The 15,145-nt window shown below is 52.2% G+C and carries 9 protein-coding genes and 1 pseudogene; 2 read left to right on the forward strand and 8 right to left on the reverse strand.

The genetic code is table 11. From position 1 onward, the window contains the following. Positions 1-307 precede the first annotated feature (307 nt). The 4 genes from R0125_RS10145 to R0125_RS10160 form a co-directional block, all read right to left on the reverse strand. On the reverse strand, positions 308-1,261 hold the full coding sequence (locus tag R0125_RS10145) for a diguanylate cyclase domain-containing protein (RefSeq protein WP_317238068.1): 954 nt from the start codon (positions 1,259-1,261) through the stop codon (positions 308-310). Continuing rightward, positions 1,258-6,069 (reverse strand): CHASE domain-containing protein, encoded by a 4,812-nt coding sequence (locus tag R0125_RS10150; RefSeq protein WP_317238069.1) that lies wholly within the window; start codon positions 6,067-6,069, stop codon positions 1,258-1,260. Before R0125_RS10150 ends, R0125_RS10145 begins: the two co-directional genes overlap by 4 nt. Next, complete coding sequence (locus tag R0125_RS10155; protein ID WP_317238070.1) at positions 6,066-8,147, reverse strand: putative bifunctional diguanylate cyclase/phosphodiesterase; 2,082 nt, start codon at positions 8,145-8,147, stop codon at positions 6,066-6,068. Before R0125_RS10155 ends, R0125_RS10150 begins: the two co-directional genes overlap by 4 nt. 471 nt (positions 8,148-8,618) lie before the next feature. Then, entirely contained in the window at positions 8,619-9,101 is a 483-nt protein-coding gene (locus R0125_RS10160) for a tyrosine-type recombinase/integrase (RefSeq protein WP_317238071.1), read from the reverse strand. A gap of 72 nt (positions 9,102-9,173) precedes the next feature. On the opposite strand from R0125_RS10160, the gene R0125_RS10165 reads away from it, so the two are divergent. Further along, positions 9,174-10,306 (forward strand): IS3 family transposase gene (locus R0125_RS10165; protein ID WP_317238072.1). Its coding sequence is split into 2 segments (ribosomal slippage): positions 9,174-9,432 and positions 9,432-10,306, totalling 1,134 coding nucleotides; the frame shifts between segments, so codons are not numbered across the junction. A 45-nt stretch (positions 10,307-10,351) separates the two neighbouring features. Next, positions 10,352-11,086, forward strand: coding sequence for a DUF429 domain-containing protein (locus R0125_RS10170; RefSeq protein WP_317238073.1), 735 nt, complete (start codon positions 10,352-10,354; stop codon positions 11,084-11,086). Positions 11,087-11,172: 86 nt separating this feature from the next. Here the strand turns inward: R0125_RS10170 and R0125_RS10175 are convergent, their stop codons facing one another. The 4 genes and pseudogenes from R0125_RS10175 to R0125_RS10185 all read right to left on the reverse strand — a co-directional run bounded on the left by R0125_RS10175 (position 11,173) and on the right by R0125_RS10185 (position 15,145). Further along, a complete protein-coding gene (locus tag R0125_RS10175) occupies positions 11,173-12,726 on the reverse strand; it encodes a PAS domain-containing methyl-accepting chemotaxis protein (protein WP_317238074.1) in 1,554 nt (517 codons plus the stop codon). Positions 12,727-12,842: 116 nt separating this feature from the next. Continuing rightward, a complete protein-coding gene (locus R0125_RS16620; RefSeq protein ID WP_410797650.1) occupies positions 12,843-13,382 on the reverse strand; it encodes a methyl-accepting chemotaxis protein in 540 nt (179 codons plus the stop codon). Beyond that, positions 13,359-13,931 (reverse strand): annotated as a pseudogene (locus R0125_RS16625) (PAS domain-containing protein); the annotation flags it as partial. The pseudogene R0125_RS16625 and the gene R0125_RS16620, both read right to left, overlap by 24 nt. Positions 13,932-14,221: 290 nt before the next feature. After that, the gene (locus R0125_RS10185; RefSeq protein ID WP_317238076.1) at positions 14,222-15,145 is read right to left on the reverse strand and encodes a chemotaxis protein; all 924 of its coding nucleotides are present in this window, start codon (positions 15,143-15,145) and stop codon (positions 14,222-14,224) included.

The raw sequence follows: 15,145 nt of genomic DNA on the forward strand, positions 1-15,145 counted from the left end.
AATCGATCAATCATTCGTTATAGATATGCTGGAAAACAAAGATGATGAAATGATCGTTGGAGCTAATTTTGGACTGGCGCGGAACTCCGGCAGAAGACTGGTGACTGAAGGTATTGAAGACAACCAAACCGAAGATCGACTGCTCTCTTTAGCCTGTCATATTGGGTAAGGCTTCCCTCATACCAAGTCTTTACCTTATGAAAAGGCCATGGAATGGGTAAAACAATTTGGTCGTTGATGCATTGACGCCAGAAAATCATTGACGGGCTCCCTTCTGGATTGCCCGTCTTGAGCTCGATAGTGGTGCCTAGAGCAACGGACGCTTTCTCATCTCAACGTATTTGAAGCAGTCTCGCCCACCGGATTTTGCCTCATAGAGCGCCTGATCAGCGGTTTCGATAATCGCTGATTCATTCACCAGGTCATTGTCGCCGTACTCAGGTGTAAGAGTCGTGAAACCAATTGATACCGACACGTGTTGCCGGCGCGCCTCAGGTGCATGGGGTGTTTTCATCTCAGCCATACGATTCAGGAGAATCTGTGCGAAGGTTGCCGCACCCTTCGTATCAGTATCAGGCAGTATCACAGCAAATTCTTCGCCGCCAAACCGAGCCGTGAAATCGGCGGGCCGACGAGCGCTCATCGACATAGTCTGTGCAACAGATTTGAGACACTCGTCTCCGGCCAGGTGCCCATAATGATCATTGAATTTCTTGAATTCATCGATGTCGATCATCATCAGCGTCAGGGGTAGCTGATACCTTTTTGCACGCTTTAATTCAGTTGATAGCCTTTCATCAAAACTACGCCGGTTAGCAATTCCTGTCAGTCCATCTGTCCTGGCCTGTGACTCAAGCGCCTGCAATGCGGCACGATACTCCAGGTGTATTCTTGCCCTGGCCAGCACCACCTGCGGGTTAAGTGGTTTGCCAATGTAATCTGCCGCACCGACATCAAAAACTTTTTCTTCAAAGTCTGAACCGGTCGTACTGGTCATGAACAACACCGGGATATCGGACGTGTCCGAGTCAGTTTTGAGCTTGGCACACACCTCTAAGCCACTGATGTCCGGCAGACCAATGTCCAGAAAGATCAGGTCCGGAAGTCTCTCCGCCACCATTGCGAGTGCTTTCTGACCGTCAGCCGCAAATCTTATCCGCCCAATATCAGACAGCACCTTGTTCAATCCCAGTACGACAGTGCTGTCATCATCGACGATCAGAATTTCTGGCATCCTCTCGTCGGCTGGTGAGATGTTCATTCGGCGTTCCTGTATTTTTCATTTAAGGGTTCAAGCAAAGATCGGGCGGCTCCAAAATCCAATCGGCTCAAAGCGTCCTGAAGTCGTTCAAAAGCCTCATCGCCTAAATACTCACGAATTACCGCGCTGTGTTCTGCTATTTTATCCAATGCACCGAGGTCAGACTCTGAGAGTAATCTGGAGATCAGCTGAAGTATTGACGAATCAAGGGATTTATCAACGCTACTGACCTTGCCTGGTAATACCGTAAACCTGTTTTGAAAACGCCACTCTGCGAGTATCGGTTCGCTGGCATGCTCCAATTCATCAATGGTAGCTGCCAACTCCGTCAGAATATGGCTTGCGGGCTGACCCGGCGCCCTGAGTATCTGCTCGGCCTCGCCTGCCAGCTTTTGCATGCGTTCGGCTCCAATCATGCCGGCAGCGGCGCGGAGCTTATGAACCTGGGTCGCAACCTGACTACGTGCTGCCTCCTGATCCGGCTGGTCGATATTGGCGTCGGGCCCTTCTTTCAGGTTGGCATAATCTCTCACAGTCCGGTCCAGTGCCGATAAGAACAACAATCTATCGCCTAGCAGTAATCGGCGGGCCTGATTAGAATTTAGCCCGGCGATCTGCGGCCAGGAATCACTTTCCGACGGCCCGGTGCTGATCGACTTCACGGGAATGTCTTTCTTGCGATACCGCTCCACCGAAGCACGCAGCGTATTGATGAGCTTCGATGGATCGATTGGTTTGGTAAGGACGTCATTCATGCCCGCCTCAATGGCTTGTTGTTTATCTTCAAGAAATGCGCCGGCAGTCAGGGCAATAATAGGTAGGGATCGAACACCAAGTGCAACACGCGCCCTTCGCGTTGTTTCAAGGCCGTCGATCCCTGGCATTTGCACGTCCATGAGCACGCAATCAACGGTATCTGCGTTCGCGTGAAGCAACTCAAGAGCCGCTTCGCCGCCGTCGGCGCTTAGAACCCTGGCGCCGTTACACAGCAAAATCTGGGAGACAACTTCGAGGTTGATCGGGCTATCGTCGACCACAAGTACACACACATCAGGTAGCCAGTGCGCCTTCACGGCTTCCGTACGAGTGGACTGAACAACTTTTTTCAGATTACCCGTGCGCTCGGAAACCATCTCGTTAACTGCGTTAAAAAGTGCCGAGGCTTCAACAGGCTGTTTCAGAACACGCTCGACGACAGACGCATCGGTGAACGTCAGACTTTCATCATCGTTTGCAATCGCTAGGATCGGAGGCACCTGGTCCGCTCCTAACTGCTGACTCAATGATTTAATGGCGCTGACGGCATCTGCCGCAGACGGTCGCCAATTGATTACCAACACATCAGGCGAAGAAAGCCCGCTTCCTTGGCGCTCTGAAAGTATCCGGGGCAGATCGATCAGGCTTCGAACTGTCTGAGCTTTCCACCCCAGAGCACGAATCATCGGTCTCAGATGACATGACTCGGGCAAGTCCCCTTCAAGTACTAGCACGTGAAGCGCTGAGCTTTGAGCCTCCCTGGCAGCAATTTCATGTGGCATTTGCAAGCGAACGGGCAAATCCACCCAGAATTTGCTTCCGACATCTTCCTGGCTCTCAACGCCTACCTCACCATTCAATAAGTTCGCCAGCTTACTTACAATTGACAGACCTAATCCCGTACCACCAAAACGCCGTGTAATGGTAGCGTCAGCCTGCGTGAACGGCTGGAAGAGCTGAGCCTGGATGTCAACCGGAATGCCAATGCCCGTATCCTGGACCGAGAAGCGCAGATACGCTTGATCCGTATTACGCGGCAAAGGACCGGAATCCAGAATTTGTGCACGGAGAATTATCTGACCAATCGAGGTGAACTTGAGCGCATTGCTGAGCAGGTTAACGAGAATCTGACGTAATCTTGTGCTGTCCGACACAACCCACGTGGGAAGCTGACTGTCCAGCTCCATTCTGAATTGCAGGTCCTTGACTTCTGCCTGCGGTTCAAAAACGGCTCCGACTTCTTCCAGAAGATCGGGTAAATTGACCGATGCTTGCTCGAGTACCATTTCATCGGCCTCGATTTTCGACAGGTCTAATACGTCGTTAACAATACCCAGCAACGATCTCCCCGAAATCTGAATCTTTCCCACCAGCCGCTGTTGCGCGTGAGTCAATTCTTCCTCGCCAAGTATGTGAGTCAGGCCAATAATCGCGTTGAGTGGCGAGCGGATTTCGTGGCTGGTATTGGCCAGGAATGCGCTTTTTGCCTGGGAAGCCTGTTCGGCGGCGACCAGCGCCTTTTGCAACTGCTCCTGTTCGGCTAACTTGAGGGTCACATCTCTTATGGAGGTCGACACCAGCAATCCATCGTCCAGCTCAATCGGACCCAGGGAAACCTCCGCAGGAAACTCCATTCCATCGGCTTTCACTGCAGGGAAAGCCAGCCCCCTCGCCATTGGCCTGGCTCTCGGGTCACGCATAAAAGCGGACAAATGGGCTTTGTGCCGCTCGTGAAATCTCTCAGGCACAAGCCTATGAAGAGAACTTGCTTCCAGCTCAGCGCGGGTATAGCCAAATAGCGTCGCTGCCTGTTCATTAACCAATCGAATGAAGCCATCCGAATCTATAATCACAGTGGCTTCTGGCGAAGCTTCCAGTAAGGCCTTGAAAAACAGTTTTTCCTTGTTGGCGTTGTTCTGACGCTCTTGAAGATCGGCGTCATGCCGGCGCCTGCGAACTGTCCACCAGGAGTAGTACTGCAGGGCAAAGCCAAGAGCGACAAACACCAGTAGCAAGACGGCAGAAATACCACCCTTCAAAGCCAAGTTTGTATAAACCGCTGCGACCGGTTTGACGCTGAATATTTGCAGTGCGCTGCCGGGGGCCTCCTTGCTCGGAAGAACCTGCTTTTGGTCCACCCAAACTTGGCCCTCCGCACTCTTCCAAAGGCTGATATCGTTTATGTCCAGCCCGCCCAGGGGTTCATGTTGCTTGAACTCATCGTTCCATCGGAGGGCAGCCCCCGTTTCGAAGGCAAAGGCACTTCCGGGGCGAGGATGAAAGATAAAATCACCCCGACTGTTCGTGAGGTAAAAGCCGACACCTTCAGGCACTAGAGCAGTAAGGTCACGAAGGATTGATGCGGCATCAACGTTAATAATGACAAAACCGAATCGGCTGCCGTCTGGATAGAACAGTGGCGTGGCAAAACGCCAGACGGGTCTTTGGGGGCGCTCGATCGTGCCAAATTCACGATTAAGATTGATACTGGAAACATAGACTTCGCCATGGTCGAGCTGCATGGTGGCTACCACGTAGGGCTCGCCCGTCTTCACCTGAAGCGTCTCTTGACCATAGCTCTCTGGCCTGCCATCCACACGCTGAACTTTCACGATCTCTTGCGCACCAGAGCCGGCGGTTAAAACACGCACCTGATGAACAGCCGGTGTGGCCAACATATAGGCCTCCAGCGTTTCGGACGCTCGAACTATCACTTGTTCCGGGAGGGTGCTGACAGACTCGTCAGTAGTGGCCGCCGGCCTGTCGGTTAGTGTTGCTAATGAGGGAGTTGATGAAAGAAAGATCAGGTCTCGGCCAAATCGTGATGCCTGCCTATCAAGGTGATCAGAAACCGCTTTCGTCGTTTGCGTCAAATCGTTTTTTACTTCCGCGAGTTCGTTTCGCACCATTACCCAAACCAAAACTCCCAGAGCCAGTGTTGCAATCAGCAGCATGGCCAGAAATGAGCGCCTCGATTCCGGTCGCTGAAGAAAACTCAGGAAACCTTGCATCCCGGTCTCTGGCGCCAGATCGCCCGTCCCTTCGAGCTCTGCTGCCAGGCGAATGTTGAAGACACGGATGACAAGCAGGCCCAGGAGGGTAAGAGCGACTCCAGCCGCAACCGCCCATCGGACTGGGAACACACTCAGACCATCGAAGAGTTCAGCGCTGGGTGTTAGCTCTAACTGCCACTCCTGCCCCATCACCATGACGGTTCGAGCAACCGACTGATCAGCAAAAGCTGATTCAGTTGCCGCCGATGAGACATAAAATGGAGACGACTCCCTTAGGTCGGTGAGCGTGATATTCGCTTTATTCAGTATCGGGCCTAAATCGGCCAGGACTTCGTCCACAACCAACGGTGCGTAGGACCAGCCTTCCAATGCTTGCAAACGCGCTTCTGCGGTCTGCAGGCCAGTCTGACCATTAAACACCGGTAGCAGGATCAGAAAACCTCGACGCGGCTTGCCGTCAGCCTGCACCAAGGTAATAGGTGCGGTCAGTCGCGGGGCGTTTTCTCTGGCAGCCGCAAGCGCCGCTCCACGACGGTTTGTCTCAGAGGCAATATCAAGGCCGACCGCTTTCTCATTGCCCGCTTCCGGATAGATGTACTGAATAACAAAACGATCTCCCTCGTGTGGGCTGAGACTGCGAATGGTGAAGTTTGGCGCATCATCACCGCGAGCAGAAGAAAGAAACGTCGTTTCCATCGCCTTTGGCACGCGTCTGATAAAACCAAAACCAAGCGTGCCAGGGAATTCCCGTTCAACATCGATACTGTCGATGAACTTCTTGAATCGATCTCGTGTGATGCTTTCCAGCCCCGCAGCGTTTAACGCACCACGTGTGGCTCGCAGACCATGCTCAAAGCTCTCAAACCGTTCGCCAATCAATAGGCTGGCCTGGTCCGCAACCTCATTTGAATAAACACGCAGGTTGCGTTCATTTTGCCATTGCAAAATTGAAGCAACGGCGAAAGTGATACCAAGACCAAAGAGAGTAGCCAGCCAAAAAGTCGTGGCCGAAAATCCGAAAAATCGAGTATTGTTCAAATTAAGTACCTGGTCTGGAGATCATCGGCAGGCACAGGAGGCGAGAAATAGAAGCCCTGAAGCAAAGAAACCCCAAGCCCTCGCAATTGGCTCGCTTGATAGGCAGATTCAACGCCTTCTGACACTGTTTGCAGACCCAGACTTTGAGCCAAAGCAACAATGGTTCGGGCAAGCACGTAGTCTGAGCCATCCGCTGAAATTTGTGCCACAAAAGCCTTGTCGACTTTCAATACATCTACAGGAAGATCTTTCAGATAGCTCAAACAGGAAAAGCCTGTGCCAAAGTCGTCTATGGAAATCGAAATGCCCCGCGACCGCAGCCGATCCATGTCGCCTATGACTTGATCAAGGTTTTGCATCATCAGGCTTTCCGTCACTTCTAACTCAATCATTTCCGGGCTTACGCCATATTGCTCGATCGCCTCCAGGAGGAACGGAACAAACCGGGGGCTAATAAACTGAACGGGCGATACGTTAAGGCAAACACGAATCCGGCGACCATCGTCAGCCCAATGTTTGAGTTGCTGCAAAGCGAGGTCAACCATCCGCTCACCCAGTTCGATGATTAAGCCAGTCTCCTCGGCCAGTGGAATGAAATCCATGGGAGAAATAAAACTACCATCCTGGTGTCGAATTCTCATGAGCGCCTCAACTGCCAGAACCTCACCTGACACCGGATCTATCATCGGTTGGAACAGGGCAATAACATCCTCATTTTCGATGGCTGATTTTAGTTGAGCATGCAGGTGGCGTCGCGCGATTGATTGCGATTCTATTTCTGATGAATAAAAGCAGACGCCCCCATTATCAGCATCTTTTTTCGCTTTGTGGACCGCCGAATCCGCATGCATCATCAGCATTTGTCCATCGAGCGCATCGTCTGGAAAAATACTCAAACCGAAGCTGGCCGATAACCCGTTTAGTTCAGGCTGCCGTTGCGAAAGCAATGTCAGGTCGCCTTTGATCGATTCGGCCAAATAATTTAAGTCGCTGATACGATCAAGATCTGGCACCAATAACATAAACTGGTCAGCGTGATGACGACTGAGGATTTCGCCGCGGCGCAGCAGAACCTTGATCCGTTGCGCCACTTTTTTAAGAAGGGCATCGCCGTACTCGAAACCAAATTCGCTGTTAATCAGCTTGAATTGATTGATATCGACGAGTAGTAAACCAATTTTTTTTCCGCTTCGTTTGCTCATTGTAATTTCGGTGTTAATGAGCTCCAGGAGAAGAAAACGATTCGGCAAATTGGTCACCTGATCGTATTGAACGGTTTGCGCCATTTTCGCCGCCAAGGCGCGAGATTCGTTTATGTCACTAAAAACTATGACCGCGCCAAGTATCTCGCCTGTTTCGGATACCAGTGGCGCAGCACTGTCTTCCACTGGAACCCAGGCGCCTCTCTGGTTCATCATCTGGCAATTGAGGGCCATGCCAACGACCCGACGATCCAGGATCGCCACTCGCACCGGGTTGATGTGTGGTGGGCCATCGTCTCCAATTCTCAACGGCATGATATCTTCGATCATTTGGCCCGTCGCCTCGGCGGAGGGCAAACCAATCATTACCTCTGCAACAGGGTTCAGGTAGGTAACAATACAGTTTTGATCAGTCGTGATGACGGCATCCCCGATTGATTCAACGATCACCTTGGCATGCCGGTAGGATTCCACAAGCTCACGCTCTCTGCTGCGGAGAGTCAACTGGGTGTGGACGCGGGCTGCGACAACCGCAGGCTCCGGTGGCTTGGCAATAAAATCAACAGCCCCATCCCTGAGGCATTTTAATTGATCGTCGACTGAGTCACGTGATGTGAGGAAAATAACGGGAATATGCTGGGTGAGCACATTTGCTTTTAATTCGGCGAGAACTTCATGGCCATCTTTGCCAGGCATGTCAATATCGAGAAGAATAACATCTGGGCTGCTATCAATAACTCGATCCAGCGCTGCCCGTCCATCCTGTTCGAAGATAACGTCGCCAATGGTCTTTAACGTTTTGTGTAGCAGAACTATCTGACTCGCGTCATCGTCGATAACGAGAATTTTTGGTGTCTTACTCAGCGTAGTAAACATTGACGCTCCTGCGATACTGACTTTCCACAGTCAGATTCCAGCGAATACCGCCTTCGACGACTATCATTATTAGCATCAGGCGAAGTCTGTTTTCGTAATACTTTAGCTTTTTTTTGCATAGCTATGTTGCTGATTTGTTATTTTAACCACACCTTGGGTTCTACCACGCTCCCAAAGACGACTCTGAGTTTGGGGACTCCGATTATTCATGCTCCGATTTCGGGGATTGGTGACAACTACCCATACTTGTCAGCCATAGCATAGTGCGCAGCAGAAAGGCCCGCTTTTATCAAGAGCGGTCATTATTGGCAGTGTGAAATACGCCTCCGAAAATCTCCGCTTAAAGGTGAGAGGCACCAATGTTCGCTTTTGTTTACGACTGAAGGAGCCTGATCGAAACCCGAAGGTGATCATCGACCGGACGCTGGCAGCGTCTGCAACATCCAGCGACCAAGGAGCCAAGTTGCGCATTTAGATCTCAATACTCTCAGCTATCTCCAGAGCATCCTCGACTTCGACATCAAGGTATCGCACGGTGCTCGACATGTTCGTGTGTCCCAACAGCAACTGTACGGCTCGCAGATTTTTGGTCTTCTTGTAGATCAATGTAGCTTTGCTACGTCTCATCGAATGGGTTGCGTAGACTGAAGGATCAAGTCCAATGCTGGTTATCCATTTTTTGACGAGACGGGCATATTGATGGGTAGTGATGTGGTCGAACTTTCTCATCCGACTCGGCCACAAATAATCCATACCTGAGAGTCCGCGCAATTCGATCCACGCTTCGACCGATTCGCGCGTCTTTTTCGTTATCTCAAATTGAACAGGTTGACTGGTTTTCTGCTGAGTGACTTGCGCCCGATCCAGAACCTCTCCGTTTCTAGAAATATCTCGAACCAAGAGCTTTACCAAATCGCAGGACCGGAGCTTGCAATCAATTGCCATGTTGAACATCGCCTGACTTGCTCCCAACTTTCTAATCCATCGTGATCTTAGTAATGTTCATCACCAGAGAGGACGATGAACATGAAGAAGCGATTCACCGAAGAACAGATCATTCCCATTCTGAAGGAAGCCGAGGCTGGCTTGCCGGTCAAAGAGCTGTGCCGGAAGTACAACATCTCGGACGCGACGTTTTACACCTGGCGTAAGAAGTATGGCGGACTGGAAGTTTCTGAAGCCCGTCGACTAAAGGCCTTGGAGGAAGAGAACACCCGGCTCAAGAAGTTGCTGGCTGAGTCCATGCTGGACACAGAAGCTCTGAAGGCCGCCCTCAACCGAAAGTACTGACCGTCGGGAACAAGCGCGAGGCTGTGCGCACCATGCTGTCGGAGACAACGATATCCGAGCGCAAAGCCTGTTCACTCGTCGGGTTATCCCGCGCAACGATGCGGTATCAGTCTCAGCGTTCGCCAGAAGAGCGCGAGCTGACAGAGCGCATCAAAGCCATTGCGTTCGAACGCCGCCGGTTCGGGTACCGGCGTGTTCACCAGTTGCTGCGTCGTGAGGGTGCTGAGGTGAATCACAAGAAGGTTTATCGGCTTTACCGGGAAGCAGGCCTGGCCGTCCGCAAACGTAAGCGTCGTAAAGGCGTGATGGTCGAGCGGCAGCCCTTGGTGTTGCCTGATGCGCCAAACCATACTTGGTCCATGGATTTCGTGATGGATTCCTTGGCAAACGGCCGCAGGATCAAATGCCTGACGATCGTGGATGACTTCACGAAGGAGTGCCTCGACATCCCCGTGGCCATGGGCATCTCGGGTGAACAGGTTGTCCGTACCCTAGATGGCATTGCGGCCTTCCGAGGCTACCCGAAAGCCGCTAGGACCGATCAGGGGCCGGAATTCACTGGTAGAGCGCTCGACCAATGGGCCTACCGCCATGGCGTCGAGCTAAAGCTGATCCAGCCCGGCAAACCGATGCAGAACGGATACGTCGAGAGCTTTAACGGAAAATTCCGGGATGAGTGCCTGAATGAACATTGGTTCCGGGATCTCGCTCATGCCCGCGAAAAGATCAGCGGCTGGCGTTTAGACTACAATGAGCTGCGACCGCATTCATCCTTGGGGTATCAGACACCCCTGGAGTTTGCCTCCGCTCTCCGACTTGGAAAAACTGATTCAAAAGTAACGGACATTACTAGGGAGCAGTTGGATTAAAGACTGGGGGCAGGTCACCAAGGCGACGATATTAACTCAGAAGCAGTGAAAGTTGCCGGCGTTGATTTGGCTTGGCAGAGCGAACGCAACCCGACAGCAGTAGCCGCAGGCTCACTACGTGGCAGGAACCTGAAAATAGATTCCATTTACGAACAGCTGTATTCAGCGAATGCAGTTCTGGAGGCTCTTACAGACATACCCCAACTTCGGGGAGTCGCGATTGACGCACCCTTGATTATCCGAAACCAAACCGGTCAACGTGATTGCGAAAGCGCCATTGGCCGCGAGTATGGGTCACGGCATGCCTCCTGTCACACCTCAAACCTAGCCAAGTTCCCGAATTCGGATGCAGTAATGTTGTCAGAGCACCTTGTAGCCAAAGGCTTTGCGCACCTCGGCTCGACAAGTCGATGCTGGCAAATTGAATGTTATCCCCACCCGGCACTGATCGAGTTGTTCAATTTGCCCACACGCCTACCCTACAAACGGGGACGAGTTGGCGAGAAAAGGTCGGGCCAAGCCACCTTGGCTCAACTTCTATCCGGCTTAACGGGCGCAGAGCATTTAACCCTGGAAGTTCCTGAGAAGCTCAAAAATTACTTTAATCCTGAGCAAATCGCTCAGCTAAAGGGCAAAGCGCTCAAGCACAACGAAGACGTATTGGATTCGGTCGTCTGTCTCGTCGTGGCCGCTTGTTACCAGCTCGGTGTCCGGGATCGGGTTTTCGGATCGCCGAGCCAGGGTTATATTTACGTACCTAGCCTCGGGCAGCCAAATTAAGCGAAGGCGACGAAGGGTTCATACAACGTCCTCCTCTCATTGTGCTTTTCGAGGAGATAGCCCTGCAGAGGGGCTGGTCTTGGCACTTATTTGAATCGCACCACCAGCTCATGCAGTTCACCGGCGATCCTTTCCATTTTCTGCACACTGGCGGTTGAATGTTCGCCCTTCTCAAGATTGTCCGCAGCCAGGACCGAAATCTGCTCAACTTGTTCATTGATCTGATCAGACACCTGAGCCTGCTCCTCGACAGCTGCAGCCATTTGCGTCGCCATTTCCGCAATGGTACCAACGGATTCTGTAATCTGGCCCAGCGCCTCCTCAGCGTCCAACATGCGCGCCATTCCCTCATCAGCAGCTCGGTTACCCTCATCGGCAACTTTCACCGAATCCGACGAGCGAGTCAGCAATGTCTCAATGATGCCGTGGATTTCCCGGGTTGAATCCTGGGTCCTTTTTGCCAGGCCACGAACCTCATCGGCTACCACCGCAAATCCTCGTCCATGCTCTCCCGCTCTGGCTGCTTCGATGGCCGCGTTCAGGGCAAGCAGGTTGGTCTGGTCCGCAATGTCCTCGATAATTTTGGCGGCTCCGGCAATTTTGCCGCTCTCCGTGGCCAGTTCAGTGACGGACTCCGATATACCGTGCACCTTCTCTTTGAGCTTCTGAATCGACTCGCGGGTCGAGATGACCACCGATGCGCCCCGATCAGCATATTCCCGCGCGCCCTCAGCTTTCTCCGCCGTTTGCTGAACGTTGGCAGACACCTCACCGATGGTTTGCGACATCTCATGGACGGCTGCCGCCACTTGCTCAGTCTCGGCCTGCTGCTTTTTCAACGTTTCCTGAGCTTCGTAGGTGATTTCCAGCCCCTGCACCGCACCAATTTTTACACTGCCAGCCGCATCTTCGATCCGGGTCAGAACGGCATCCAGGTGCGCCTGTTGGGCAAGCACCGCGACCTTTACCCGGCCTAGTTGCCGGTCATCATCGGTATAACTATTGGCCGCCAGGTCGTCGGTAAACACCTTGCTCATCAGTTGTGTGACCGAACGAATCAGCGAATCCGTGGACAGTTTCATCCAGATTGCGTAGGCAATGACGCCAACAGCCAATACGATCTCCGAAACGACTTCCCGCCCGAAATAGAATAGTCCTGCAGACATCACCAGCACAGCGACCAGGAAAAGTGTACTCAGCGCAATCCGCCTCCACCAGGGGGTTCCGGTTTTGCCGCGCCGCATATCCGCATACAACTTCTCAGCCCTTGCCACGTCTTCCCTAGCCGGGCAGGATCGCACAGACTCATAGCCGACAACCTCCCCGTTTTGCGTGACCGGCGTGACGTAGGCACTGACCCAATAGAAGTCACCGTTCTTGCGGCGATTCTTCACCAGACCCATCCAGGGGCTTCCGGATTTCAGGTGAGACCACATGTTCTCGTAGGCGGCCGGGGGCATATCCGGATGCCGAACAATGTTGTGAGGTTGGCCAATAAGCTCGTCACGGGTAAACCCGCTCACCTCGACAAACGCGTCGTTGCAATGGAGGATCTTGCCTTTGAGATCCGTCGCCGATATCAATTTCTGCGACTGCGGAAAGGTTTTTTCATTGTTTGTTATTGGTAAATTTTTGCGCACGTTAAGTCCTCAAATCATCCGGTTATGCATGCAACTCCTACATAGATTCTTTATCGGCAAGGGATCGAGAATCTTCAGTACCGATCTAACAAAAAACAATCGCAATGACTCTTTCATTACCCCGAACTGGACATCATCGCAGCCAGCTCACTAATACCCCGATCCACCTCATTGATACCCTCGGCAACCGAACCTATGCGCTCGGCACTGTTTTTTGAAAGCCCACTCACGTTATCCATTGTGCCCCGGAGCTCGGCGATCATGGCGTTGTTAGCGGCCACGACATCCGAGATTTTTGCAAGGGATTCCGCCGTCCTCGCAGCCAGTGTGCGAACTTCATCCGCAACTACAGCAAATCCTCGGCCTACCTCTCCTGCTCTCGCAGCCTCAATAGCGGCGTTAAGAGCAAGCAAATTAGTCTGATCTGCCACCGCCTGAATCGTAGTGACGATACCGTGAATTTGGGAGGCTTGCCCCTCGAGACTCTCACTCAACTTCAGCGCCGCTCCAATTTCCGCAGCTACTCGATCTGATACCTGGACAGCTTCCTCAATCGCGTGTGTTGACTGAGTGGCGATCTGCGAGGCCTCCTCCGAAGTGGCGGCAGCTGACTCTCTTGCCTCCTGTGCCCGATTCACCTGTGGGGTTATATCCATGGCAAACTTAACGATTTTGCTGACGCGCCCCAGCTCATCAAACACCGGACTGTAGGTTGCTTCCAGCCAAACTGAGCGACCTTGCCGATCTTTGCGCTCAAACCGACCGGAGAAACTCTCACCTGATGCCAGTTTTTTCCAGAAATCCGGATGCTCTCGGTAAAAAGCATCAAAACAGAACATTTTATGGGACTGCCCTACAATCTCATTAAACTCATATCCCGTAGCGTTGAGAAAATTGCGATTCGCATCCAGAACCATACCTTCCGGCTCAAACTTGATCACCGCCATGTACGTGTCCAAAGCCGCGAGCAACGCCTCTTTGTCAGCGTTTTCGGTGTGGGTCTGGGTAACGTCTGCGGCAATTTTTATGATTTTCACTACATGGCCGGAGTTGTCTCTCACAGGAAAGTAACTGCCTTCCAACCACAACTTATGTCCCCTGGCGTCGACACGCGGAAGGCGACCCTGCTTAAAACTCCCACCGGCAAGCGCGCGCCAAAATTCCTGATACTCACTGCTATTCGCATACGCCTGCTCACACAGCATTCGGTGGTGCTACCCAATCAACTGACTCTCCTCATAGCCAAGGAGCTTGAGCAGTGTGTCGTTGACAGTCTGGATGATGCCGTCAGGGCTGAACGTAATGAATGCAACCGGCCCCTTAATGGCCTGGAGAGTGCTCGTGAGCTCTTCGTTTTCGGCCGAACACAACTCTAACTTATGATAACAATCACTCTGCTTCGCTTTTTTACCAAACATGTACCATCCCTACAGGCTCAGAGACGCAAGGTGACTGAGCGGTCAAAAAATTGATTCCGGAGTAACCGGATGCCTGATTATCGGATGCTCAATATCTCCAGCACTTTCTTCGAGAGGTCATCCGGGCTGAATTTTGCGATAAAGCCATCCGCGGACACTTTTCGGATCATGCTTTCATTGAACTGTCCCGAGAGCGATGAGTGGAGAACAACATGAAGCTTGTTGAGCTCGCTCCGGGAGCGAATCTCGCTGGTCAGGGTGTAGCCATCCATAACAGGCATTTCGATGTCCGAGACGACAAGCGGCATTGCCGTGTAAAAATCATCGCCCAGTTTTTCGGCCTTCTCAGTCAACTGCTTGAGTGCATCCTGCCCATCCTTCGCGGTTTCCACTTGGAATCCTAGGTGCTCAAGAGCTTTCTTCACCTGATTTCGCGCCACACTCGAATCGTCAACGGCAAGTATCGTAATAGCCGACAGGGCCTCCGCGGTAACCGTCGATTTTAATGTCGGGCTCACGTCGGTCTCGATATTGGAGATCTCGGCAAACACCTTCTCAACATCGATAATATCGACCAAAGCCTGGTTTAGCTGGACCACGCCAGTAAGATAATGATTTGTACCCAAGGTTTCCGGCGGTGGCGAAATTTCGCTCCAATTCAAATTGACAATCCGATCGACCTTTTCAACAAGAAAGCCCTGAATGTTGCGGTTGTATTCCGTAACAATCACAAAGCCGTCGTTCCCCGTGTAAGGTGCGCGACCAATCGATTCCGCCAGGTCAATGATCGGCACCGTTTCACCTCGCAGGTGGGAAATTCCACGAATATTTTTGCTACCCCCAGGCACCTCCGATAGCTCGGGGCAGCGGATCACCTCTCTTATCTTGAACACGTTTATGCCATAGACCTGGTTTGTACCCAGCCCAAACAACAGCATTTCCAATCTATTCTGGCCCGCAAGATTGGTGCGCTCGTCAACACTCGCCAACACGCTACTCAT

Origin of the sequence: Marinobacter sp. M-5, assembly GCF_032911545.1 — a bacterium.
Classification (GTDB): domain Bacteria; phylum Pseudomonadota; class Gammaproteobacteria; order Pseudomonadales; family Oleiphilaceae; genus Marinobacter; species Marinobacter goseongensis.

Coding starts and splice junctions, on each gene's coding strand:
- R0125_RS10145 (WP_317238068.1), bottom strand. CDS start 1,261: ATGAACATCTCACCAGCCGACGAGAGGATGCCAGAAATTCTGATCGTC.
- R0125_RS10155 (WP_317238070.1), bottom strand. CDS start 8,147: ATGTTTACTACGCTGAGTAAGACACCAAAAATTCTCGTTATCGACGAT.
- R0125_RS10160 (WP_317238071.1), bottom strand. CDS start 9,101: ATGTTCAACATGGCAATTGATTGCAAGCTCCGGTCCTGCGATTTGGTA.
- R0125_RS16620 (WP_410797650.1), bottom strand. CDS start 13,382: ATGGATATAACCCCACAGGTGAATCGGGCACAGGAGGCAAGAGAGTCA.
- R0125_RS10185 (WP_317238076.1), bottom strand. CDS start 15,145: ATGAGTAGCGTGTTGGCGAGTGTTGACGAGCGCACCAATCTTGCGGGC.